Source organism: Micromonospora sp. NPDC005171 (genome assembly GCF_040608575.1).
Classification (GTDB): Bacteria; Actinomycetota; Actinomycetes; order Mycobacteriales; family Micromonosporaceae; genus Micromonospora.
In genome coordinates this window covers 82,068-106,218 of sequence record NZ_JBEXIM010000001.1, presented here as the reverse complement: position 1 = coordinate 106,218, position 24,151 = coordinate 82,068, and the positions used below count along the sequence as shown (strand labels likewise).

Here is a 24,151-nt window from a genome sequence, read left to right as displayed (position 1 = left end):
TGTCCGTGGAGGCCCCAACGGACACCGACCGTGACGAACGTCAGAGTCGCTCGACGACGTAGTCGATGGACGCGGTCAGCGCCTCGACGTCGGCCGGCTCGACGGCCGGGAACAGCGCCACCCGCAGCTGGTTGCGACCGAGCTTGCGGTAGGGCTCGGTGTCCACGATGCCGTTGGCGCGCAGCGCCTTGGCGATCGCCGTGGCGTCCACCCCGTCGGCGAAGTCGATGGTGGCAACCACGTTGGAGCGCAGCGCCGGGTCGGTGACGAACGGGGTGGCCACGCTGGATTGCTCGGCCCAGCCGTAGACCGTGGCGGCGCTCTCGGCGGTGCGCTTCGCCGCCCAGGCCAGACCGCCCTGCGAGTTCATCCAGTCGGTCTGCTCGGCGGCCAGGAAGATGGTGGCCAGCGCCGGTGTGTTGTAGGTCTGCTCCAGCCGCGAGTTGTCGATCGCGGTGACCAGGTCGAGGAAGGCGGGGATGTAACGCCCGGACGCCTTGATCTCGGCGGCCCGGTCCAGTGCGGCAGGGGACATCAGGGCCAGCCAGAGACCGCCGTCGGAGCCGAAGCACTTCTGCGGAGCGAAGTAGTAGACGTCGGTCTCGCCGACGTTGACCTCCAGGCCACCCGCGCCGGAGGTCGCGTCGACAAGCAGCAGCGCGCCCTCGTCGGCCCCGGCCACCCGGCTGATCGGGACGGCCACACCTGTCGAGGTCTCGTTCTGCGGCGTCGCGTACGCGTCCACGCCGGACTCGGCGACCAGGGCCGGAGCGCTGCCCGCGTCGGCCTTGCGGACGGTCGGCTCACCCAGGAACGGGGCGTCCTTGACCGACTTGGCGAACTTGGCGCCGAACTCGCCGAAGCTTGCGAACTGGGCCCGGTCGCGAATCAGGCCGAAGGTGGCGACCTCCCAGAACGCGGTGGTGCCACCGTTGCCGATCACCACCTCGTAGCCCTCGGGCAGCGAGAAGAACTCGGCGATGCCGGAACGCAGCCGGGCCACCTGGTCACGGACCGTCTTCTGCCGGTGCGAGGTGCCGAGGTAGGTGGTCGCGACCTCGGCGAGAGCGGACACCGCCGCCGGGCGGACCTTGGACGGGCCGCAGCCGAAACGTCCGTCGGCGGGCTTGATCTCATCGGGAATCCGGATGATCGGTGCGTCAGCCACGGTCTTGAAGATCCTTCCGCAAGGGCGAGGGCGGGCCCGGCGACACTGCCGACCCTCATCCTTGCACCCGGGCCGGACGGCGATGGGCGGGGTCCCGGCGGTCGGTCTGAGTCCTTCGCCACAGTCGGCCCGGGCAGTCGTCGAGAAGGGCCCCTCCTCGACGCCCGGCGTCGAGAAGGGGCCCTTGTCTATCGCTCAGACGCCGTGCGGGATGGCCGCCCAGCCCTCGACGTCGGACGGCTTGCGGGTCTCCGGGCCCATGTAGCGGGCGGACGGGCGGACCAGCCGCTGGAGGCGCTTCTGCTCCAGGATGTGCGCGCTCCAGCCGCCCATCCGGGCGCAGGTGAACATCGAGGTGAACATGTGTGCCGGCACCTCGGCGAAGTCCAGCACCACGGCCGACCAGAACTCGACGTTCGTGGCCAGCACCCGGTCCGGGCGACGGGCCTGAAGCTCGGCGAGGGCGGCCTTCTCCAGCGCCTCGGCGATCTCGAAGCGCGGCGCGCCCAGCTCCTTGGCCGTGCGCCGGAGCACTCGGGCGCGCGGGTCCTCGGCACGGTAGACGCGGTGGCCGAAGCCCATCAACCGCTCGCCACGGTCGAGGACGCCCTTGACGTAGCCCTCCGCGTCGCCGCTGCGCTCCACCGCCTCCAGCATGCTGAGCACCCGGGACGGGGCGCCGCCGTGCAGCGGGCCGGAGAGGGCGCCGATGCCCGACGAGATGCAGGCGGCGGCGTCCGCCCCGGTGGAGGCGACGATGCGAGCGGTGAAGGTGGACGCGTTCAGGCCGTGCTCGGCGGCCGAGATGAAGTACGCGTCGACGGCCTTGACGTGTCGCGGGTCGGGCTCGCCGCGCCAGCGCTTCATGAACCGCTCGACGATGGTCTGCGCCTTGTCGATCTCCTTCTGCGGCACCGCCGGCAGGCCGAGGCCGCGAGCGGACTGGGCGACGAAGGAGAGCGCGGTCACCGAGACCCGTGCGAGATCCTCACGGGCCTGCTCGTCGGAGATGTCCAGCAGTTGGTTCAGACCCCAGTACGGGGCCAGCATGGCGACCGCGGACTGCACGTCGACGCGGATGTCACCGGAGTGCACCGGCACCGGGAACGGCTCCGCCGGCGGCAGGCCCGGCCCGAACCGGCCGTCGACCAGCAGTGCCCACACGTTGCCGAACGACACCTGGCCGATCAGATCCTCGATGTCGACTCCGCGATAGCGCAGCGCACCGCCCTCACGGTCAGGTTCGGCGATCTCGGTCTCGAAGGCGACGACGCCCTCCAGCCCGGGTTTGAAATCGGCCATGTCGCTCTCCTGGATCTGGTCGGTGCGCCCGATCGCTCATCCGGCCCGATCGGCCGAGCGCCTTAGGCGACCCTCAGGGATGTGTTCGGAACATACTGCCTGCTGAGTAAGGGATACGCGACCCGCTGCGACTGTGCTGCACGCGACATCCCCGGACGCGCATTCTCCGCCCGGCTCGGTGAGACTGGGCAGGGCGGGCTGGTCAGCGCGGGAGGGCGCTGGCGGGGCCCCCGAGAAGGAGTGGGGACGTGACGGGCGACACACCCGCCCCGGCCGCGATGCGTAACGAGTACGCCGCGGACCTGGGCCTGACCGAGGCTGACCTGGCCGTCGACTGGCACACCCAGTTCGACAGTTGGTTCGCCGACGCGGTGGCCTTCGGGCTACCCGAACCGAACGCCATGGTGGTCGGCACCGCCGACTCGGCCGGCCGGCCGAGCGGGCGGACGGTGCTGCTGAAGGGGTACGACCCGGAGGGCTTCGTCTTCTTCACCAACCACCTGTCGCGCAAGGGCGTCGAGGTGACCGCCAACCCGTACGCCAGCCTGGTCTTTCCGTGGTTTCCCATGCAGCGTCAGGTGGTGGTCGCCGGGCGGGTCGCGCCGGTCGACCGCGCGACCAGCGAGGCGTACTTCGCCAGCCGGCCGCGCGGCTCCCAACTGGGTGCCTGGGCCAGCCCGCAGTCCCAGGTCGTGTCGGGTAGGGCGGCGCTGGAGGAGCGGTACCAGGAGGTGGCCGAACGGTTCGCCGACCAGGCCGAGATCCCGACCCCGTCGCACTGGGGCGGGCTGCGGGTCCAACCCGAGTCGGTGGAGTTCTGGCAGGGCCGGGCCGGCCGGTTGCACGACCGGCTCCGCTTCCGTCGCCTCGACGCGGGTGGCTGGATCGTCGAGCGGTTGGCGCCGTGACGGGTGTGCAGGAGACCCGGCCGCGCGCCGCGCGCCGCTGGGCGATCGACGTGCGCCCGCTGCGGGTTCCGGCGTACCGACGGCTGTGGCTCGGCAACACCGTGGCGATGTTCGGCTTCCAGTTCACCGCCGTCGCGGTGCCGGTGGAGATGTACGCCCTGACCCAGGACTCGTTCTGGGTCGGCCTGCTGGGAGTGGCCGCCTTCGTACCGTTGCTGGTCTTCGGGCTCTGGGGTGGCGCGGTCGCCGACGCCCGCGACCGGCGTGCGGTGCTGCTCGGCGGCTCATTGTTGCTCTGGGCATCCACTCTCGGGCTGCTGCTCCAGGCACTGCTGGACGTGGGCAGCCCGGTGCTGCTGCTGGCGTTGATGGCGGTGCAGTCGGTGGCCTTCGCGATTAGCTCGCCGGCCCGCAGCGCCATGCTGCCCCGGCTGGTGCCGGAAGACCTGGTGGCGTCCGCCACCACACTGAACTACACGACCTTCACCGCCGCCTCGGTCGCCGGACCGCTCGCCGCCGGCCTGATCCTCTCCGCCTCGCCGGACACCACTGTGGTCCTGCCGATCGCGTACGGGCTGGACGCGGTGCTGTTCACCGCGATGCTCTGGGCCGCGCTACGGCTGCCCTCGCTCCCGCCCGAGCCCACCGCCGACGGCCAGGTCCGGCGTGCCGGCCTGGCCAGCGTCATCGACGGGTTCCGCTACCTGGCCACCACCCCGGTCCTGCTGCTGTCCTTCGGGGTGGACCTGATCGCGATGATCCTCGCCATGCCACGGGCCCTCTTCCCGGAGATCGCGCACGAGCGGTTCGGCGGCGGCGGCGCTGTCGGGCTGCTCTACAGCGCCATCGCCATCGGCTCGATGATCGGTGGGCTGACCTCCGGCTGGATCGGCCGGCTCCGCCGGCAGGGGCTCGGCCTGGTGCTCGCGGTGGTCGGCTGGGGCCTGGCGATCGCCGCGGCCGGGTTGGCCCACCAGCTCTGGCTGATGGTCGTGCTGCTCGCCGTGGCGGGCGCCGCCGACCTGATCAGCGCGGTGCTGCGTCAGTCGATGCTGCTGGTCTACGCGCCGGACCGGATGCGCGGCCGGCTCCAGGGCGTGAACACGGTGGTGGTGGCGGGTGGCCCGCGGCTGGGCGACCTGCGCGCCGGCACCATGGCCGCCGGGCTCGGTGGCGGGGTGGCCTGGGTGGCCGGTGGGCTCGCCTCCGCGGTGCTCGTGGTGGTGCTCGCTGTCGCGTTCCCGGCGCTGCTGCGCTACCGGGCGGCGGCGTCGAGCGACAACCGGGCCTGACCGGCTAGGGTCGCCGGCATGGAAAGCCCCGATCAGCGCCCGTTCTCCGGCGCCCAGTGGACCATCTCGGCCGCCGGCCACGAGGCCGTCATCGTGGAGGTCGGCGGTGGGCTCCGGACGTACCGGCATGACGGTGTCGACCTGGTCGACGGGTACCAGACCGACGAGGTCTGCCCCGGTTGCACAGGGCAGGTGCTGGCACCCTGGCCGAACCGGATCCGCGATGGTCGCTACCCGTTCGGCGGGCGGACGCACCAGCTCGCCCTGACCGAGCCGGAGCGGCACGTGGCCATCCACGGGCTGGTCAACTGGGTGCCGTGGCAGTTGCTGGAGCAGTCGACGGACGCGGTGACGGTCGGCTACGACCTGCCGCCGCAGCCCGGCTACCCGTGGCCGCTGCGGCTGCGCAGCCGGTGGAGCGTCGACGCGGACGGGCTGCGCGCCGAGCACGAGGTGACAAACATCGGCGGGGAGCTGGCCCCGTTCGGCTTCTCCGTGCACCCGTACCTGCAACTGCCGGGCGTCGCGGTGGACGACCTGGTGCTGCGGATGCCCACCCGGAGCCGGGTGCTGGTGGACGGTCGGCTGCTGCCCGTGGGGGTGACCCCGGTGGCCGGCACCGAGTACGACTGGACCAGCCCGCGCCGGATCGGCGCGGCCGTGCTGGACTCCTGCTTCGGCGACGTGATCCGGGACGCCGACGGCGGTTCGTCGGTGAGCCTCTCCGCGCCGGACGGTGCGACAGGTGTGAGCATCTGGGCGGACGCCGAGTTCGGCTGGTGGCAGGTCTTCACCGGGGACGCCCTCACCGGCGAGCGGCACCGCCGCTCGGTGGCGGTCGAGCCGATGACCTGCCCGCCGGACGCGTTCCGGTCGGGCAAGGACCTGCTCACGCTCAAGCCCGGCACCACCTGGCGAGGTGCCTGGGGCATCCGCCCCGGCGTCTGATGGAGTTCGCCGAGGTCGTCCGCCGTCGGCGGATGGTGCGCAACTACGACCCGGACCGTCCGGTCCCGCCCGACGTGGTGGACCGGCTGCTCGACCACGCGGTCCGCGCGCCGTCGGCCGGGTTCGCCCAGGGCTGGGGTTTCCTGGTCCTGGAGGAGCCGGCCGACCGGGAGCGGTTCTGGGCCGCCACCACACCGGACGGCGGTGGGCGGGAGCGCTGGCTCGCCGGCATGCGCCGAGCACCCCTGATCGTGGTGCCGCACGCCAACGAGTCGGCCTACCTGCGGCGGTACGCCGAGCCGGACAAGGGCTGGACGGATCAGTCCACGGACCGGTGGCCGGTGCCGTACTGGCACGTGGACACCGGGTTCGCGGCGTTGCTGATGTTGCTCACCGCCGTGGACGAGGGGTTGGGGGCGTGTTTCTTCGGCATTCCGCCGCAGCGGCTCACCGCCTACCGGGACGCGTTCGGCGTGCCGGCGGAGTATCAACCCATCGGTGCCGTCACAATCGGTTACCGGGCAGCCGACCATCGGTCACCGTCGTTGCGCCGGGGACGTCGCCCGATGGACGAGGTCGTGCGGCGCGGCCGGTGGAACTGAGGTGGACGTCCTGTTCGTCCGGTTGGGGATCGGACGAGCGGTAGCGAAACTGACATCAGGGAGCAGAACGCAGCGTGCGCTGGGCGGCTAGGCTGGCACGGTCATCGAGGTGCCGCGCCGCGCGGTGCCCGCCGCGGCCCGGCTCGGCGCCGTCGGTCGGCCCGGCCACGGGGAGGGGAGCGTGCCGTCGTGATCTTCAGAGCGGTCCGGGACGGGCGTCCCTATCCGGAGCACAATCTGACGCTCAAGCAGTGGGCGGAGATCCCGCCGCGACCACTGCGCCTGGATCAGATGATCACCACCAAGCGCGAGTTGGCGCTGGACAAGCTCCTCGCCGAGGACTCCACCTTCTACGGTGACCTCTTCCCGCACGTGGTGCAGTGGAACGGTGGGCTCTACCTGGAGGACGGGCTGCACCGGGCGCTGCGCGCCGCCCTCCAGCAGCGCAACCAGATCCACGCCCGGGTGCTGGTGCTCTCCGAGCCCATCGAGTGACGAGCCCTTCTTTCCCGCGCTGAACCTTCGTTAGGGTGGCGTCCATGACCGCTCCGCTGGACCTGCTCGACCTGGACCCGTCGCTCAGCGAGGAGGAGCGGCAGATCCGTGACGTCGTCCGCCAGCTCGTCGACGACCGGGTGCGGCCACACGTCGCCGACTGGTACGAGGACGGCAAGGTGCCCGCCCGGGAGCTGGCCCGCGAGTTCGGCAAGCTCGGCCTGCTCGGCATGCACCTGACCGGCTACGGCTGCGCCGGCGCCTCCGCGGTCGCCTACGGACTGGCCTGCCAGGAGCTGGAAGCCGGCGACTCCGGCCTGCGCTCCCTGGTCTCCGTGCAGGGATCGCTCGCCATGTACGCCATCTGGCGCTATGGCAGCGAGGAACAGAAGCAACGCTGGCTGCCGTCGATGGCCACCGGTGAGGCGGTCGGCTGCTTCGGCCTGACCGAGCCGGACCACGGCTCCGACCCCGCCTCGATGGCCACCCGGGCCCGCCGCGACGGCGACGACTGGGTGCTCACCGGCGCAAAAATGTGGATCACCAACGCCCCGATCGCGGACGTCGCGGTGATCTGGGCGCGCACCGACGAGGGCGTACGGGGTTTCGCCGTACCCATGGACACGCCCGGCGTCACGGCCCGGGAGATCCGCCGCAAGATGTCGCTGCGCGCATCGGTGACCGGCGAGATCGTGCTCGACGACGCTCGGCTCCCGGCCGACGCCCAACTGCCCGAGGCGGTCGGGCTCAAGGCGCCGCTGAGCTGCCTCACCGAGGCCCGCTACGGCATCGTCTGGGGCGCGGTCGGCGCGGCCCGCGACTGCCTGGAAACCACATTGGCGTACGCGAGCACCCGCACCCAGTTCGGTCGCCCACTGGCCGGCTTCCAGCTCACCCAGGCGAAGCTCGCCGACATGGCCGTCGAGCTGGTGAAGGGGCAGCTGCTCGCGCTGCACCTGGGCCGGCTCGCGGACGCCGGGCGGTTGCGGCCCGAGCAGGTCAGCGTGGGCAAACTGAACAACGTGCGGGAGGCCCTGGCCATCGCCCGGCAGTGCCGCACCATCCTCGGCGCCAACGGCGTCTCCGGTGAGTACCCGGTGATGCGGCACGCCAACAACCTGGAGAGCGTGCTGACCTACGAGGGCACCTCCGAAATCCACCAACTGGTCATCGGGCAGCGGCTGACCGGGCTCTCCGCGTTCGCCTGACCTGCCCTTTTGTCGCTTCCTGGCGCTCGCCGAGCGACTGTCGTATCGGGGCCGTACCGTCATTGACAGACGACGTGTCTGACGAGGACGGTGAGGGTGATGGCCCGCGACGCTGGCAGCAACGAGCCCACGAGAGAGTTCCCCGGTTACCCGACCGGTGACGATCTCAAGGCGCGGTCGAGCGCGACACCCGAGTGGACCACGGACACGCCTGGCGGCCCCGCTGGTCCTGGTGGTCCCGCCGGTCCTGGTGGCCCCGGCGGGTCCGATGGCCCGACGAGCGGTGGCGACGGCCCCGGCGGTGGTGGTGGCGGTGGGGCGGCCCGAGGGCTGCTCCTGCTGCTCGGCGCCGCCGCGCTGGCCGTGGTCGTGCTGCTCGGCATTCAGGCGACCGGCATCCTGCCGGAGTTCCGCAACCCGTTCGCCAAGGAGCAGACCGACCGCAGTCAGCCACCGCTGCTGAAGTCGATCCAGGACCTCAGCCGCTACGTGGCCGCCGAAGGCAACTTCCAGGTCGTGGTCGACACCCAGAACGACCGGCGCAACGTTCCGGACTTCCTGCTCAACGAACGCACCCTGTTCGTCGGGGCCGGCAGCGTCGAGGCGTACGTCGACTTCACCAAGATCGGTGAGGGTGCCATCGTGCAGTCCGCCGACGGCAAGTCCGTCGAGATCAAGCTGCCCGCGCCGCAGCTGGGCGAGACCAACCTCGACATGGAGAAGAGCTACGTCTTCGCCGAGCAGCGCGGTCTACTCAACCGACTCGGTGACCTGGTCGGCAACGACCCCAACCGGCAGCAGCAGGTCTACCAGCTCGCCGAGGACCGGATCACCGCCGCTGCCCGGGACAGCGGGCTCTCCGCCCGAGCCGAGGAGAACACCCGCAAGATGCTGGAGGGGCTGCTCCGCTCCCTCGGCTACCAGCAGATCACCGTCACCTACGTGGCCCCCTGACCTGCCCCCCGTACGCCGAAGCGCCCGCCCCGACTTCCGTCGGAGCGGGCGCTTCCGCGTGGTGGCTCGCGGGTGGGCCGGCCCTAGAGTTCTCGTCCCCCCGGGCGGCCGGGGTGGCACGGGCGGCCTCGGCGGTCCCGCGCGGCCTCTCCGGACCGGCGCTGGGCGCCTCCGGGCCGGCGCTTGGGCGGCCCCGGGCGGCCAGCGCTGGGCCGGCGCTGGCGCCTTTGGGCCGGCGCTTGGGCGCCTCGGTGCCGGCGTTGGGCGCCTTTGGCCAGCGCTTGGGCGGTCCCGGCCGGCGTTGGGCGCCTTTGGGCGGGCGCTTGGGCGGCCCGAGTTGCCGCCCTGGTCGCCCCCGGGCGGCCCCGGCTGCGCCGGTCGTCGCCCTGGCCGAAGTCGATCACCGATTTGCCGTCTTTGAAGTGCCGGTGTGGCCGCGATGCAAGCAATCTTGGACAGTTTCCGTTAGGTCGGCGGGCCCTCCTAACGGAAACTGTCCAAGATCTGCGATTCCGGGGGTGTGCGGGGCGGGATCAGTGTCCGGTGGAGGCGAGGTAGCGGTCCTCGTTCGGCATCAGCACCCACAGGATCAGGTAGACGATCACCTGCGTGCCGGGCAGCAGCAGCGACAGCAGGAACAGCAGCCGGACCATTCCGGCCGACATGCCGAACCGCCGCCCGAGGCCGGCGCAGACACCGGCGATCATGCGCCCCTCGCGGGGCCGGACCAGTTTGCGACTCATCGTCGTACTCCCACTCTGCGGCGGTGCGCCGCGTCTGCAATCCACGGTAGAAAGGGATGACCACCTCGCCCTCGGTCCCGAGGAGGAGCGGCGACCCGTGGACCCGTAGGTGCTTTACCCGGGCAACCCCCCGCTGACGCCTCCCCAAGCGCCCCACCGGCCGGTCAGCCGCGCCTACCGCCGCCTCAAGATCGTGCTCGATCCTGGTTTTAGTGGCATCGAGGCGCACGGACACCACTACATCCTGGATCGAGCACGATCTTGCAGCGGGCAGCGGGCAGCGGGCAGCGGGCAGCGGGCAGCGGGCAGCGGGCAGCGGACGGCCCACGCGGGCGACGGGCGGCGCGGTCGGGGTGCGCGATGGGCGGGCGGAGGGGCAGGGTCGGGGTGGGCGACGGGCGCTGGCGAGTGAGGTGGGGGAGACAGGCGGCGTGCGTGGCCGGGCGACGGTGGTCGGGTGTTCACGTCCCGGACCGGATGGGCGGTGAGCTGGACGGGTAGGCTGGCTGATCGGCCTTCCACACCCCGGAGGGCCGGCACCCCATACCCCGGACGGTCACCAGCGGGGCCGCCAGATCGGTGGTCACGCCCCGGCCGGGTCCCGTACGCCGGGACGACGGCGAGGAAGCGCAGCCATGATCAGTGTTTTCGACCTCTTCAGCGTCGGCATCGGGCCGTCCAGCTCGCACACGGTGGGGCCGATGCGGGCCGCGCGTACGTTCGTTGGCGGGTTGAAGGCCGACGGGCTGCTCACGGACACGGCGCGGGTGCAGGCCGAGTTGTTCGGTTCGCTGGGTGCCACCGGGCATGGCCACGGCAGTGACCGGGCGGTGCTGCTCGGGTTGGCCGGTGAGTCGCCGGAGACGGTTGACACGGACACCGTCGGGCCTCGGGTCGAGCGGATCCGGGCCGAGCGGCGGATCAACATCCTCGACGCGCACGAGATCGACTTCGACCCGGATCGGGACCTGACGCTGCACCGCCGCCGGTCGTTGCCGTACCACCCGAACGGGATGACCTTCGTTGCGTACGACCGGGCCGGTGCCGTGCTGCGCAGCCGCACCTACTACTCCGTCGGTGGCGGGTTCGTGGTGGACGAGGCGGCGGCGGGGGCGGACCGGATCAAGCCGGACAGCACTGTGGTGCGGTACCCGTTCCTGACCGGGGCGCAGCTGCTCGACGTCACCACCCGCACCGGGTTGTCGATCAGCGAGGTGATGCTGGCCAACGAGCGTTCCTGGCGCAGCGAGGCGGACATCCGGGCCGGTCTGCTGGAGATCTGGCGGGTGATGCGGGAGTGCGTGCAGCGCGGGTGCGAGCGGGACGGCGTACTCCCTGGGGGGTTGAAGGTTCGGCGGCGCGCGGCGGAGCTGCGGCGCGGCCTGGAGGCGGAGGCCGGGTCGGCCGACCCGCTGCACGTGATGGACTGGGTGACGCTGTTCGCGCTCGCGGTCAACGAGGAGAACGCGGCGGGTGGCCGGGTGGTCACCGCGCCGACGAACGGCGCGGCCGGGATCATTCCGGCGGTGCTGCACTACTACACCCGGTTCGTGCCGGGCGCCGACGACGAGGGTGTGGTGCGGTTCCTGCTGACGGCGGGCGCGATCGGCGTGCTGTTCAAGGAGAACGCGTCGATCTCGGGCGCCGAGGTGGGCTGTCAGGGTGAGGTCGGTTCGGCGTGTTCGATGGCGGCGGCGGGGTTGGCCGAGGCGCTCGGTGGCACCCCGGAGCAGGTGGAGAACGCGGCCGAGATCGGGATGGAGCACAACCTCGGGTTGACCTGTGACCCGGTGGGTGGCCTGGTGCAGATCCCCTGCATCGAGCGGAACGCGGTGGCTAGCATCAAGGCGATCACGGCCGCCCGGCTGGCGCTGCGCGGCGACGGGGTGCACAAGGTGTCGCTGGACAAGGTCATCAAGACCATGCGGGAGACGGGCGCCGACATGAAGGTCAAGTACAAGGAGACGGCGCGTGGCGGTCTGGCCGTCAACGTGATCGAGTGCTGAGTCCGGTCGATTCGGGGCAATCGTTCACCGACTGCTAACCTGTCGTCCGTTTCAGGAGGCGGGAGGCTGCGGTGACCTCTGGCGTCGCGGCGTTGTGGTCGCACCGCAACTCGCTGCGCATCCTGGTCAGGCGGGATCTGGCGGTCAAGTACCAGCAGTCGGTGCTGGGCTACTTCTGGTCGTTGATCGAGCCGCTCGGAATGGGCGCCATCTACTGGTTCGTCTTCGGGGTGCTCTACTCCCGGGACACCGGTCGGCATCTCGGTGAGGCGGCCGGGTCGTACCCGTTGTTCCTGATCACCGGCATCTTCGCCTGGATGTGGACCAGTTCGGCGCTCAGTGAGGCGACGAACGCGTTGACCGGCCAGTCCCGGCTGATCACCACGATGAACGTGCCGCGTCAGGTCTTTCCGATCGGCCGGGTCACCGGCCGGTTCGCCGAGTACGCGGCGGGCCTGCCGATCCTGATCGCCATCGCGGTGATCTACGCGGCGCACGGTCGGATCCATCCCGGCTGGTCGCTGCTCTCCCTGCCGCTGGCGGTGGCCGTGCAGGCCGTCCTGTTGACCGGGCTCGCCCTGCTGCTGTCGGCGTGGAACGTGCTGATGCGCGACGTGGAACGGTTGATGCGACTGATCATCCGGGTGCTCTTCTACGCCACGCCGATCATCTATCCGCTCAGCCTGGTCCGGGAGTCGGGGCTGCCCGGCTGGTTGAAGGTGGTGTACGAGCTGAACCCGCTGGTCGGGATCTTCCAGCTGCACCACGCGATCTGGTACCCGGACGAGTTCCCGGACGCCCGGCTGCTGGCCACCACGATCGTCGGGAGTCTGCTGGTGCTGGCACTTGGTTGGTGGTCGTTCCGCCGGTTGGAGCCCGCCGTGCTCAAGGAGCTCTGACATGGCCGCGCCGATCATCGAGGCGGACGGCCTGGGCATCCGGTTCGTCCGCAACCGTCGCCGCCAACTGCGGCTGCGTGAGTTGTTCATCCACCGGGGCGCCCGTGGTGCGCTGCCCGGCCAGTTCTGGCCGCTGCGGGACGTGTCGTTCACCGTGCAGCCCGGCGAGACGGTCGGGGTGATCGGCCGCAACGGCACCGGGAAGAGCACTCTGCTGCGGCTGATCGCCGGGGTGCTGATTCCGGATGAGGGCAGCATCCGGGTGCACGGCGCTGTGGCGCCGTTGCTGGAGTTGTCCGCCGGTTTCTCCAACGACCTGACCGGGCGGGAGAACCTGCACCTGGTCGGTGGGCTGCACGGACTGTCGACGAGCTACCTGAAGCGGCACTTCGACGAGATCGTCGAGTTCGCCGGTGAGCAGGTGGAGCGGGCCATCGACACGTCGGTGCGGCACTACTCGTCGGGGATGAAGGTGCGGCTGGGCTTCGCGATCATCTCGCACCTGCCGCACCCGATCCTGCTGATGGACGAGGTGACCGCGGTCGGAGACGCGGAGTTCCGCAAGAAGTGTTACGCGACTATTGATCGTCTGCTCGGGGAGGGGCGCACGCTGGTGCTGGTGTCACACAACGAAAAGGACCTGACCCGGTTCTGCCGTCGGGGGTTGTACCTCGACGCGGGCCGGTTGACGCTCGACGGCACCATCGCCGAGGCGCTCGACGCGTACCACGCCGCGGTCCCGCGGTGACGCTCGCGATAGTGCTCGCCGCCGGGACTCCCGCGGCGGGGCTGACCACGGCGACAGGTGAGCCGCTGGCTGACCGCCTGGCCGCCCAGTTGCGCCTGGCCGGGGCGGACGAGGTGCGCTTCGCCGCCAACCTCGACGAGCTGACCGACCTGGTCGCCACCGCGACCACCCCCGTGCTGATCACCGGCACCGACCTGGTCGCGCACACCGCCGTACTGCGGCACCTGGCCACCAGCCCGGTGGGCCCCACCGTGGCGTTGGTGCTCGGCGACCCCCCGGTGCCCGGTCGGACCGCGGTGCGGGAGGAGCGCGGCCAGGTGGTCGACGCCGGCGCGTTGAACACCCTCGACGGGGCCGCCACCGGTGTGTTTGGCGGCGCGCTGCGGGTCGGCGTGGACGACCTGCCGACCCTCGCGGCCGCCGCCCGGGCCGCCGCGTCCGGGATGCTCCCCGTCGCCGCCCCGATCGGCCCGGCCGGCGACGTGGCGCCGCTGCCGGCGACCGGCGGGGTCGGGTCCGGTGACTCGGTCGCGGCCGGTGGCCCCGGGTCCGCCGTGGACCGGCTCTTCGCGGGTCTCGCGGGGCTCGGCACCCTGATCTTCGCCCAGCGGGTACGCCTGCTCGTCGCCCACCGGGTCGAGGACGCCGCCGGGCTGACCGCTGCCGAGGCGGCGGTGACCGCTGTCGACGAGGACCGGGCCGAGCTGCGGCTGTCGGTGAAGGAGAAGGACGACTTCTTCTCCACCTACTTCGTCAGCACCTGGTCGCCGTATGTGGTCCGGCTCTCGGCGCGGCTCCGGCTCACCCCGACCGGGGTGACGGTGATCTCGGTGCTCTTCGCGTTGGGCGCGGCGGTGCTGTTCGGAGTCGGTGGGCGACCCGCGCTGGTCGGTGGCGCGGTGCTGCTCTACCTGGGCTTCGTGCTGGACTGCGTGGACGGCCAACTGGCCCGCTACACCCGGCACTTCAGCGCCTGGGGTGGCTGGCTGGACACGATGGCGGACCGGGCCAAGGAGTACCTGGTCTACGCCGGGCTGGGCTTCGGGGTGAGCCACGCCGGGCTGGGCAACGGGTGGGCGCTCGCGATCGCCGCGATGACGTTGCAGACCGTCCGGCACATGACCGACACCTGGTACGGGGTGCTGCACGACGAGGCGGCCCGCCGACCGCGGACGGCGACGAACGCCGGCGGCGGGATCGGTGACCGGCTCAACGCGGCGTCGACCCGGGTGCAGGCGGACACCGGTTCGGTGTCGTACTGGCTGAAGCGGACAGTGGTCTTCCCGATCGGTGAGCGGTGGGCGCTGATCGCGCTGACCGTGGCGCTGTTCAACCCACTGGTCAGCCTGATCGCCGTGCTGGTCTGGGGGGTGCTGGCGTTCGCGTACACCGGGGCGCTGCGGACGCTGCGGGCCCGCTGGATGTGGGTGCCGGTGCTGGACACGGTCGACGCCACCCTGCACCGCGACGACGGGCCGCTGGCCCGCTGGTTGCCTGTGGTCCGCCCGATGGGGCCGCTGACCCTGGCGGTGATCGCCGCGCTCGGCCCGGCGGTGCTGCTGGTCGCGGCGCTGCTGAGTGACGCGCCGGACGGGTTGCGCTGGGCGGTGCCGGTGGCGTTGCTGGTGCTGCTGGTCGGCGGCCTGGGCGCGGGGGCCGCGCACAACGGTCCGCTGGACTGGCTGGTGCCCGCGGCGTTGCGGGCCGCCGAGTATCTGTTCGCCATCGCGGTCGGGGTGGTCGGCGAAGCTCCGGGTTGGTTGATCTTCGGGTACGTCTTCGTGCTCACCGTGCACCACTACGACCTGACCGCCCGGCTGGAGAAGCGGCAGGCGGCACCGCCCCTGCACGGGGCGACGCTGGGCTGGGAGGGGCGCTCGGTGCTGTTGGCCCTCGCGGCGATCGCCGGAATTGCGGGTATCGGACTGGCTACACTCGGTGCGTACCTTCTCGTGGTTTTCGTGGTGAGCGTCGTCCTGGCCTGGTTAGTGCGACCGGCCCGTAGCGCGCGGGCGTCGGTGGCGCCGGCGGGCGCTGGAGGTGCCGCGCCGCGCTGACGGAGGGCGGCCGGATGACTCTGATCAGCTTCGTGGTGCCGGCCTTCCGGGTGCAGGGTTACCTGCGGGAATGCCTGGACTCCATCCTCGGTCAGCCGGAGACCGACATCGAGGTGATCGCCGTCGACGACTGCTCGCCGGACGCCAGCGGCGAGATCATCGACGAGTACGCGGCCCGCGACCAGCGGGTCCGCCCGGTCCGCCTGTCGGAGAACGTCGGCCTCGGTCCCGCCCGGAACATCGGGCTGGACCGGGCCGTCGGCGAGTACGTGTGGTTCCTCGACGGCGACGACTGGCTGGCTCCGGAGTGCCTGACCGAGGTCGCCGAGCGGTTGCGGGTCACCCGCCCGGACGTCCTGCTGGTCGACCACGTCCGCACCCACTGGAACGACACCGCCACCCGCAGTGCGATGGCCGAGGTGTTTCCGGAGTCGCCGGGCCCGGACACCTTCCGGTTGCGGGACCGGCCGCAGGCGATGCACCTGCTGCACACCGCGTGGAACCGGCTGGTCCGTCGGGAGTTCCTCGCCGACCTTGGGTTGCGCTTCGCGCCCGGCTGGTACGAGGACGTCTCGTTCAGCTACCCGGTGCTGATGGCCGCGCGTCGGATCGGCGTACTGGATCGGGTCTGCGTCAACTACCGCCAACGCCGCGCCGGCGCGATCACCCGGACCCGGGGTGACCGGCACTTCGAGGTCTTCCCGCAGTGGCACCGGGTGTTCCACCTGATGGATTCGTGGGGGTCGGCGACGGAGGCCCTGCGGCCGGCGGTCTTCGAACGGATGATCTGGCATTACCTGACCGTCCTCGGCAACGGTCAGCGGATCGCGCCGGAACTGCGGGAGGCGTTCTTCGCGCAGATCACCGCCGACTACGAGCGCTGGCTGCCGCCCGGAGGCTATCCGGTGCCGGACGGGGTCGAGGGGATCAAACACAAGCTTGTCGCCACCGGCCGGTGGCGCACCTTCAGCGCGTTGCGGGCCGCCGGCCGGGCCCGCGACGCCGCCCGCCGGCAGGCCCGCACCGCCCGGCGCAAGGTCGGGCCGGTCGCCCGGCGCGGTGCCCGGCTGACCCGCGACGGGCTGCTGCGCGAGTACTACCGCGCCGAGCTGCGGCGGCCGGTCGACCCGACACTCGCTGTGTACGCCGCGTACTGGTACCGGGGTTACTCCTGCAACCCGGCGGCCATCTACGAGGTCGCCCGCCGGTTGGCGCCGGGGGTGCGCGGGGTGTGGGTGGTGCGCCGGGACCGGGTGGACTCCGTGCCGGCCGGGGTGGAGTACGTGGTTGCCGGCACGCCGGCGTACTACCGGGTGCTCGCCCGCGCCCGGTGGCTGGTCAACAACGTCAACTTTCCGGACTTCGTCCGCAAGCGCCCGGAACAGGTGCACGTGCAGACCCACCACGGCACGCCGGTCAAGGTGATGGGGCTGGACCAGCAGCGCTATCCGATCGGCGCGGGCCGGATGGACTTCGCCGGGCTGCTGCGCCGGGTGGACCGCTGGGACTACAGCGTCAGCGCCAACAGCTTCTCGACCCAGATGTGGGACCGGGCCTATCCGGCCACGTACACCACCCTGGAAGTGGGGTACCCGCGCAACGACCGCCTGGTCACGGCCGGTCCGGAGGAGGTGCGCCGGCTTCGCGCGGAGTTCGGCCTCGACCCCGACGAGCAGGTCGTCCTGTACGCCCCGACGCACCGCGAGCACCTGCCCGGCTACCGGCCGCCGTTCGACCCGGACCGGTTCGTCCAGGCGCTGGGCGGTGCCGGCCGGTTGCTGATGCGCAGTCACTACTTCCACGACCGGGACCGCCGTCCGGGGCGGCCGAAGGACTGGGAGCGGGTCCGCGATGTCAGCGGCCATCAGCGGGTGGAGGATCTCTACCTGGTGGCGGACGTGCTGGTCACCGACTACTCATCCGCCATGTTCGACTACGCGGTGCTGGACCGGCCGATCGTGCTCTACACCCCCGACTGGGAGGCGTACCGGCTGGCCCGGGGGGTCTACTTCGATGTCACCGCCGAACCGCCGGGCGCGGTAGCGTCCACTTTCGCCGATCTGCTCGACCTGTTCCGTGCCGATGAGGTGCGCTCGGACGCGGCGACGAAGGCCCGTGAGCATTTCCGGGCCCGATTCTGCACTTTGGACGACGGGCGGGCCGCGGAGCGGGTGGTGCGTCGGGTGTTCCTCGGGGAGCCGGGCGAGCCGTCCACGCGCTGCTGACGAGGCTTCTGTCGTGTAATAGCAGTGTCATCGACCGAACATAAGACGTTTACCCGATGTGCTAATCCAATGATCCTGGTCACAGTCTTGTGGAGTTCGGCCGACGCGCTGGGGGGGAAGACGGTGAGCACCGTCACGCTCAAGGATGTGACCAAGGTTTTTCGAGATGGCACGCTTGCCGTCGACAGCATCAACCTTGATGTGAACGACGGCGAGTTCATGGTGCTGCTTGGGCCGTCCGGGTGCGGCAAGTCGACGGTGCTGCGCATGATCGCCGGGTTGGAGGAGCCGACCACGGGTGCGGTCATGCTCGACGGGGAGGTGGCCAACGACCTCCCCCCACGCGATCGCAAGATCGCCATGGTCTTCCAGGACTTCGCGCTCTACCCGCACATGACAGTTGGCGACAACATCGCGTTTCCGCTGCGGCTGGCCGGGATCGAGCCCGAGCCGCGGGGCGAGCGGGTCAGTGACGTGGCGAGCGCGCTGGGCATCGGTGACGTGCTGGCCCGCAAGCCGGGTCAGCTCTCCGGCGGGCAACGGCAGCGGGTGGCGATGGGCCGGGCGATCGTCCGCCGGCCCGGCCTGTTCCTGATGGACGAGCCGCTGTCCAACCTGGACAGCGGCCTGCGGGCCGAGCTGCGCGCGGAGATTTCGGGGCTGACCCGGGAGCTGGGCGTCACCACCGTCTACGTCACGCACGACCAGGCCGAGGCGCTCACCATGGCCGACCGGGTGGCCATCATGCGCCGCGGCGTGCTCCAGGACGTGGGCACCCCAACCCAGGTGTACGGCCGGCCGGCGACGCTGTACGTGGCGGCGTTCCTGGGCAGCCCACGGATGAACCTGCTGGAGGCGTCGGTCTACGTCCACCTCGACAGGTACGTCACGCTCAACCTCGGTGACCAGTCGCTCTACCTGCCCTGGAACGACATCCGCAGTCGGGCGGTGGCGCACTACCACGGTGAGCGGATCGTGGTCGGCATGCGGGCCGAGGCGCTCACCCCGGTCGCCCCGGACAGCCCCGGCGACGTGCTGCGCGGGCGGATCCGCTACCTGGAGCATCACGGGCACGAGTCGTTGGCGTTCCTCGACATCGGCGCGACCGCGATCGTGGTGGACGAGATGGGCGCACCGCTCGAACCGCCACCGGTCGGCCAGCGCGGCCTGCGCCGGTTCGGCTCGGTGATGCAGCGGCTCACCGGCAAGCCGGTGGAGGCGCAGGAAGCCCAGGCCAGTGGCGTCCAGACCAGCGTGCTCCCGGATCCGGGTCGGCACCACCGACGCCCGGCGGAGCTGGCGGTGCGGCTGGCGCCGTACCCGGCGGTCAGCGCCGGTCACCCGCTCGCCGTCTCGGTGCGGATGGACTCGCTGCACTTCTTCGACGAGCGTGGCGACCGGATCGACGTGGGTTGGCGCTGACGACCTGCCGGAGCGGGGTGGCGGGTCCACCACCCGGTGCCCTACCGTCTGCCCACCCAGTCCATTGTGAGTGACCACCGAGAGGGGTGCACCCGTGTCGGGTGACCGTCCCAGCCCGCTCGTCATCGAGCGCATCCTGCGGGATCGCGAGAGCATCTGGCAGCAGATCGTGGCCGAGCGTGACCTCAACGCCCTGACCGGGCGGATGCTGACCAGCTCCGCCATCGCGTTGGCCTGCTACGGGGCGGTGCTCGGCTTCTTCCACAGCCCGCTGATGGCGCTGACCTCGGCGGCGAAGCTGCCACTGCTGTTCCTGGTCACGCTGGCCATCTGCCTGCCCACGCTCTACCTGTTCAACCTGGTCTTCGGCGCCCGGCTGTCGGTGCGGCAGTCGTTGGCGCTCGTGATGGTGGCCATCACTGTCACCTCGATGCTCGCGGTGGCGTTCGCGCCGATCAGCCTCTTCTTCCTGATCACCGCCAACGACTACGGGTTCTTCAAGCTGCTCAACGTGGCGATCCTGACCCTGTCGGCGCTTGTCGGGTTGCGCTTCCTGACCAGCGGGATGCAGGTGCTCAACGACCACGGCCTGCTCGCGCCGGAGGCCGCCAACGCCACTGTCGACCAGCAGGCGAACGCCCAGACGCCGGTCCAGGCCGGGCCGGTCGCGGTGCCCGTCGGAGCGGCGCCGGTCGCCGAACCGGTCGCCGTGCCGGCCGGAGCCCCGGGGGCCGAGCCGACTGCGAACGGTGCCGTGACGACCGCGCCAGCCCCGGCCCAGGTGCCGACGCAGTGGCCCGGACAGCCGACCGGGGCCTCGTTCCCGCCTGGCATGCTGCCGCCCGGCTACGTCGCGCAACGCCCGCAAAGCGGCAGGCCCGTCCGACGCGACGAGCCGACGCAGCGGCCGGCCAGCATGACCCTGCTCTACATCTGGATCCTGCTCTTCGGTTTCGTCGGCACCCAGCTCGCCTGGACGCTGCGGCCGTTCTTCGGCGACCCCGGCCAGGACTTCGCCTTCTTCCGCAGCATCGACGGCAACTTCTACGCGGAGATCCTGCGCACCATCGCCAACCTCTGAGCCTGCCCCGTCGGCGAAAGTCGCTGGTTGCCGGCCTGGTTACCGATTAGTAACGTCAGGCCATGACTATCGACTCCCGCCAGGTGGCGGCCGGCATGCTGGAAGCGGTGCCGTTCGCTCGTACGCTCGGTATCGAGTTCGTCGAGGTGGCGCCCGAGGCGGAGGGCGGCGTGCGGGCGGTGGTCCGACTGCCCGACACGACGGCCACCCACAACCACATCGGCGGGCCGCACGCCGGCGCCATGTTCGCCCTCGGCGAGACGGCCTCCGGCGCGGTCGTGCTGGCCGCCTTCGGGCAGCTGCTCGACCGGGCCGTGCCGTTGGCCGTCCGAGCCGAGATCGCGTACCGGAAACTCGCCATGGGGCCGGTGCTGGCCACCGCGCGACTCGGCCGGCCGGCGGCAGAGGTGACCGAGGAGTTGGCGGCCGGGCGACGCCCGGAATTCCCGGTCACGGTTCAGATCACCACCGAGGACGGTAAGCCGACCTCGGAAATGACGGTGATCTGGACACTGCGGCCGAACTGAACAGCCTCAGGGCGGCGGAAATGGGTTTGCGGGCCCAGCAGGGTGGTTAGATTCGTACCGTGCTGGGCCTACCTGCTCACGTGACCGCCTGTCTCTTCGATCTGGACGGTGTGCTGACGCAGACCGCCCGCGTACACAACGCCGCCTGGACGCAGACCTTCGACGAGTTCCTCCGCCAGCGGGCCACGGTCTCCGGCGAACCGTTCCAACCGTTCGATCCGGGCCCGGACTACAACCGCTACGTCGACGGCCGGCCCCGGGCCGACGGCGTCCGGTCGTTCCTCGCCTCCCGGGGGATCGTGCTGCCCGAAGGCAGCCCGGACGACCCGCCGGAGGCCGAGACGGTCAACGGCCTGGGCAACCGCAAGAACGTCCTGCTGCTGCACCGTCTGCGCACCGCCGGCGTGGAGGTCTACCCGGGCTCGGTGCGCTATCTGAAGGCGGCGACCGCCGCCGGGCTCCGTCGAGCCGTGGTCACCGCCAGCGCGAACGGGGGCGAAGTGGTCGCCGCCGCCGGGTTCGAGCCGTTGCTGGAGACTCGGGTCGACGGGCTGGTCGCCCGTGCGCAGGGGCTGCGTGGCAAACCACACCCCGACACCTTCCTCGCCGGAGCCAGGCTGCTGGGCGTCGACCCGACGCAGGCCGCCGTCTTCGAGGACGCGCTCTCCGGGGTGGCCGCCGGCCGCGCCGGTGGCTTCGGCTACGTGGTCGGCGTCGACCGGGTCGGGCAGGCCGACGAGTTGCTCGCCCACGGCGCCGATGTCGTGGTGAAGGACCTCGCCGACCTCCTCGACGCCGCCGACCCGCCAGCGCCGACCCGCGCCGCGACCGACCCGCTCGCCGCCGAACGAGGCTCCGGATGATTCGGGAGCGCGCCTACCCGGTCGAGCCGTGGCACGTCCGGGAGACCCGGCTGGACATGGACGTGCTGGCCCAGTCGGAGTCGGTCTTCGCGCTCTCCAACGGGCACGTCGGCCTGCGGGGCAACCTCGACGAGGGCGAGCCGCACGGCCTGCCCGGCACCTACCTCAACTCGTTCTACGAACTCCGCCCGTTGCCGTACGCGGAGGCGGGCTACGGTTTCCCCGAGTCCGGGCAGACAATCGTCAACGTCACCAACGGCAAGCTGATCCGGCTGCTGGTCGACGACGAACCGCTCGACGTGCGTTACGGGGAGTTGATCGCCCACGAACGGATCCTCGACCTGCGGGCCGGCACGCTGCACCGGGAGCTGCACTGGCGCTCACCCGCCGGCCGCGAGGTCAAGGTCCGCAGCACCCGCCTCGTCTCGTTCACCCAGCGGTCGGTGGCCGCCATCAGCTACGAGGTGGAGGCCGTCGACGGCCCGCTGCGGCTGATCGTGCAGTCCGAGTTGGTGGCCAACGAGTCGCTGCCCGCGCAGAGCAAGGATCCCCGGGTCGCGGCGGTGCTGGAGTCGCCGCTGCAGGCCGAGGAGGAGCTGACCACCCCCGACGGCGGGCAGCTGATCCACCGCACCAAGGTCTCCGGGCTGCGGGTCGCCGCCGCCATGGAGCACGAGGTGCACGGCCCGGACCACACCACGATCGAGTCCGAGGGATACCAGGACTGGGTGCGGACCACCATCGCCTGCGTACTCAAGCCCGGCGAGAAGCTGCGGGTGATCAAGTATCTGACCTACAGCTGGTCGAGCCGCCGGTCCCTGCCGGCGCTGCGCGACCAGGTCGGCGCGGCACTGGCCGGCGCCCGGCTCGACGGCTGGGACGGGCTCCACCGGGAGCAGCGCAACTACCTCGACGCGTTCTGGGACGCCTCAGACGTGCTGGTCGAGGGCGACCCGGAGGTGCAGCAGGCGGTCCGGTTCGGGCTCTTCCACGTCCTGCAGGCCGGCGCGCGGGCCGAGCAGCGACCGATCTCGGCGAAGGGGCTGACCGGCCCCGGTTACGACGGTCACGCCTTCTGGGACACCGAGATGTTCGTCCTGCCGGTGCTCACGTACACCCAGCCGAGCGCGGTGCGCAGCGCGTTGCAGTGGCGACACAGCACGCTGGAGTCGGCGCGGGAACGTGCCGAGACGCTCAACCTCCGGGGCGCCGCCTTCCCCTGGCGGACCATCGAGGGCCCCGAATCATCCGGATACTGGCCGGCCGGTACGGCAGCGTTCCACATCGCCGCCGACATCGCCGACGCCGTGCGCCGCTACGTGATGGTCACCGGGGACACCCAGTTGGAACGTGAGATCGGCCTGGAGCTGCTGGTGGAGACCGCCCGGCTGTGGCGCTCGATCGGCCACCACGACCGGCACGGGCAGTTCCACATCGATGGTGTCACCGGTCCGGACGAGTACACCGCCGTGAAGAACGACAACATCTACACCAACCTGATGGCGCAGCGGAACCTGCTCGCCGCCGCCGAAGTGGTCATGCGCTACCGGGACGAGGCGTTCCACCTCGGGGTCACCGACGAGGAGGCCGCGAGCTGGCGGGACGCCGCCACCTCGATGCACGTCCCGTACGACGAGGAACTCGACGTCCACGAGCAGGTGGAGGGCTTCACCCGCCTTCAGGAATGGGACTTCACGCACACCCCCGCGGAGAAGTACCCGTTGCTGCTGCACTACCCGTACTTCGAGCTGTACCGCAAGCAGGTGGTGAAGCAGGCCGACCTGGTCCTCGCCATGCACTGGCGGGGGGACGCCTTCACCCCCGAGGAGAAGGTCCGCAACTTCCTCTACTACGAGCGCCGCACCGTGCGCGACTCGTCGTTGTCGGCCTGCACCCAGTCCGTGCTCGCCGCCGAGGTGGGCCACCCGGAACTCGCGCACACCTACCTGCGTGAGGCCGCGTTGATGGACCTGCACGACCTCAACGAGAACACCCGCGACGGCGTACACATGGCGTCGTTGGCCGGCGCGTGGCTCGCCCTGGTCAGCGGGTTCGGCGGTCTGCGGGACCACGAAGGTGAGCTGTCGTTCGCCCCCCGGCTCTCCAGCCGACTGAGCCGGTTGGAGTTCTCGCTCCAGTGGCGGGGGCTGTCGCTGCGAGTGGACGTCCGGCCGCACCAGACGACGTACTCGCTGCGGCACGGCGGCCCGGACGACGTGGTGGAACTGCGCCACCACGACCAGGTGCTACGGGTGACCTGCGACGAGCCGGTGACGGTGCCGGTGCCGCCGGCCGAGCCGATCGGCCCGCCTCCCGAGCAACCACCGGGGCGGTCTCCGCTGATGCGGTTGCCCGAACGCGAACAGTGACGGGCGGGGCGGGAGTGTTCCCGCCCCGCCCGCCCACGCCGGTGGTCATTCCGGCTCGCCGGTCCCGTGGGTCAGACCGGCTCGCCGGTCGATGGACGTCCGATCGCGTCCCGGGGCGCAGCCGCCTTCGGATCGTCGGGCAGCCGGGCCGAGGCGGCCTGGTCCCCGAAATCCTGATCCCCGACGTCCTGGTTGCGCTCGGCGTCCTGTTCCCGCTGGGCCCGCTCGGTCAGCTGCTGCTGCCGGGAAATCTGCTGCTTGGCCATGGCGATCCTCGCGATCCGTCGGGGCGCGTTGCGCCGACACGGTCTGCGGTCGCTCGTCGCGTACCCGA

21 protein-coding genes are annotated in these 24,151 nt (G+C 71.2%); 17 read left to right on the top strand and 4 right to left on the bottom strand.

Translation table 11 applies throughout. The features are described from left to right. Positions 1 to 40 precede the first annotated feature (40 nt). A complete protein-coding gene (serC, locus tag ABZU74_RS00470) occupies positions 41 to 1,168 on the bottom strand; it encodes a phosphoserine transaminase (protein ID WP_355416518.1) in 1,128 nt (375 codons plus the stop codon). Between the two features lie 195 nt (positions 1,169 to 1,363). Beyond that, the gene (locus ABZU74_RS00465; protein WP_091395245.1) at positions 1,364 to 2,470 is read right to left on the bottom strand and encodes a citrate synthase 2; all 1,107 of its coding nucleotides are present in this window, start codon (positions 2,468 to 2,470) and stop codon (positions 1,364 to 1,366) included. A 278-nt stretch (positions 2,471 to 2,748) separates the two neighbouring features. On the opposite strand from ABZU74_RS00465, the gene pdxH reads away from it, so the two are divergent. The 7 genes from pdxH (at position 2,749) to ABZU74_RS00430 (ending at position 8,877) form a co-directional block, all read left to right on the top strand. Then, positions 2,749 to 3,378, top strand: a complete 630-nt coding sequence (gene pdxH / locus ABZU74_RS00460) for a pyridoxamine 5'-phosphate oxidase (protein WP_355418171.1) — start codon at positions 2,749 to 2,751, stop codon at positions 3,376 to 3,378. After that, positions 3,375 to 4,670 carry an MFS transporter gene (locus ABZU74_RS00455; protein ID WP_355416514.1) on the top strand — a complete coding sequence of 432 codons (1,296 nt, stop codon included), beginning with the start codon at positions 3,375 to 3,377 and terminating at the stop codon, positions 4,668 to 4,670. Before pdxH ends, ABZU74_RS00455 begins: the two co-directional genes overlap by 4 nt. Positions 4,671 to 4,688: 18 nt before the next feature. Further along, positions 4,689 to 5,618 (top strand): aldose 1-epimerase family protein, encoded by a 930-nt coding sequence (locus ABZU74_RS00450; protein ID WP_355416512.1) that lies wholly within the window; start codon positions 4,689 to 4,691, stop codon positions 5,616 to 5,618. Beyond that, positions 5,618 to 6,220 carry a nitroreductase family protein gene (locus ABZU74_RS00445; protein ID WP_355416509.1) on the top strand — a complete coding sequence of 201 codons (603 nt, stop codon included), beginning with the start codon at positions 5,618 to 5,620 and terminating at the stop codon, positions 6,218 to 6,220. Before ABZU74_RS00450 ends, ABZU74_RS00445 begins: the two co-directional genes overlap by 1 nt. A 189-nt stretch (positions 6,221 to 6,409) precedes the next feature. Continuing rightward, on the top strand, positions 6,410 to 6,715 hold the full coding sequence (locus tag ABZU74_RS00440; RefSeq protein ID WP_030329612.1) for a type II toxin-antitoxin system VapB family antitoxin: 306 nt from the start codon (positions 6,410 to 6,412) through the stop codon (positions 6,713 to 6,715). 44 nt (positions 6,716 to 6,759) lie between these two features. Then, complete coding sequence (locus ABZU74_RS00435) at positions 6,760 to 7,923, top strand: acyl-CoA dehydrogenase family protein (protein WP_355416506.1); 1,164 nt, start codon at positions 6,760 to 6,762, stop codon at positions 7,921 to 7,923. A 99-nt stretch (positions 7,924 to 8,022) separates the two neighbouring features. Beyond that, on the top strand, positions 8,023 to 8,877 hold the full coding sequence (locus tag ABZU74_RS00430; RefSeq protein WP_355416502.1) for a DUF4230 domain-containing protein: 855 nt from the start codon (positions 8,023 to 8,025) through the stop codon (positions 8,875 to 8,877). Between the two features lie 533 nt (positions 8,878 to 9,410). Here ABZU74_RS00430 and ABZU74_RS00425 read toward each other — a convergent pair. Next, a complete protein-coding gene (locus tag ABZU74_RS00425; protein WP_030486383.1) occupies positions 9,411 to 9,620 on the bottom strand; it encodes a PspC domain-containing protein in 210 nt (69 codons plus the stop codon). A gap of 635 nt (positions 9,621 to 10,255) precedes the next feature. Between ABZU74_RS00425 and ABZU74_RS00420 the strand changes: the two genes are divergently transcribed. The 10 genes from ABZU74_RS00420 to ABZU74_RS00375 all read left to right on the top strand — a co-directional run bounded on the left by ABZU74_RS00420 (position 10,256) and on the right by ABZU74_RS00375 (position 23,817). Beyond that, a complete protein-coding gene (locus ABZU74_RS00420; protein WP_355416499.1) occupies positions 10,256 to 11,626 on the top strand; it encodes an L-serine ammonia-lyase in 1,371 nt (456 codons plus the stop codon). Between the two features lie 71 nt (positions 11,627 to 11,697). Next, positions 11,698 to 12,525 carry an ABC transporter permease gene (locus ABZU74_RS00415; RefSeq protein ID WP_355416496.1) on the top strand — a complete coding sequence of 276 codons (828 nt, stop codon included), beginning with the start codon at positions 11,698 to 11,700 and terminating at the stop codon, positions 12,523 to 12,525. Between the two features lies 1 nt (position 12,526). Continuing rightward, positions 12,527 to 13,273, top strand: a complete 747-nt coding sequence (locus ABZU74_RS00410) for an ABC transporter ATP-binding protein (protein WP_112581808.1) — start codon at positions 12,527 to 12,529, stop codon at positions 13,271 to 13,273. A gap of 41 nt (positions 13,274 to 13,314) precedes the next feature. Continuing rightward, a complete protein-coding gene (locus ABZU74_RS00405; RefSeq protein WP_355418168.1) occupies positions 13,315 to 15,330 on the top strand; it encodes a DUF5941 domain-containing protein in 2,016 nt (671 codons plus the stop codon). A 14-nt stretch (positions 15,331 to 15,344) separates the two neighbouring features. Next, positions 15,345 to 17,555, top strand: coding sequence for a bifunctional glycosyltransferase family 2 protein/CDP-glycerol:glycerophosphate glycerophosphotransferase (locus ABZU74_RS00400; RefSeq protein ID WP_355416492.1), 2,211 nt, complete (start codon positions 15,345 to 15,347; stop codon positions 17,553 to 17,555). Positions 17,556 to 17,678: 123 nt separating this feature from the next. Further along, positions 17,679 to 18,977: an ABC transporter ATP-binding protein gene (locus ABZU74_RS00395; RefSeq protein WP_355416489.1), complete on the top strand. Its 1,299-nt coding sequence runs from the start codon at positions 17,679 to 17,681 to the stop codon at positions 18,975 to 18,977. A gap of 94 nt (positions 18,978 to 19,071) precedes the next feature. After that, positions 19,072 to 20,058: a hypothetical protein gene (locus ABZU74_RS00390; RefSeq protein ID WP_355416486.1), complete on the top strand. Its 987-nt coding sequence runs from the start codon at positions 19,072 to 19,074 to the stop codon at positions 20,056 to 20,058. Between the two features lie 62 nt (positions 20,059 to 20,120). Then, the gene (locus ABZU74_RS00385; RefSeq protein ID WP_355416483.1) at positions 20,121 to 20,585 is read left to right on the top strand and encodes a DUF4442 domain-containing protein; all 465 of its coding nucleotides are present in this window, start codon (positions 20,121 to 20,123) and stop codon (positions 20,583 to 20,585) included. A gap of 59 nt (positions 20,586 to 20,644) precedes the next feature. Then, positions 20,645 to 21,448, top strand: coding sequence for a beta-phosphoglucomutase family hydrolase (locus tag ABZU74_RS00380; RefSeq protein ID WP_355416480.1), 804 nt, complete (start codon positions 20,645 to 20,647; stop codon positions 21,446 to 21,448). Then, positions 21,445 to 23,817 carry a glycoside hydrolase family 65 protein gene (locus ABZU74_RS00375; RefSeq protein ID WP_355416477.1) on the top strand — a complete coding sequence of 791 codons (2,373 nt, stop codon included), beginning with the start codon at positions 21,445 to 21,447 and terminating at the stop codon, positions 23,815 to 23,817. Before ABZU74_RS00380 ends, ABZU74_RS00375 begins: the two co-directional genes overlap by 4 nt. Positions 23,818 to 23,888: 71 nt before the next feature. Here the strand turns inward: ABZU74_RS00375 and ABZU74_RS00370 are convergent, their stop codons facing one another. Beyond that, on the bottom strand, positions 23,889 to 24,083 hold the full coding sequence (locus tag ABZU74_RS00370; protein ID WP_355004984.1) for a hypothetical protein: 195 nt from the start codon (positions 24,081 to 24,083) through the stop codon (positions 23,889 to 23,891). Positions 24,084 to 24,151: the final 68 nt, after the last annotated feature.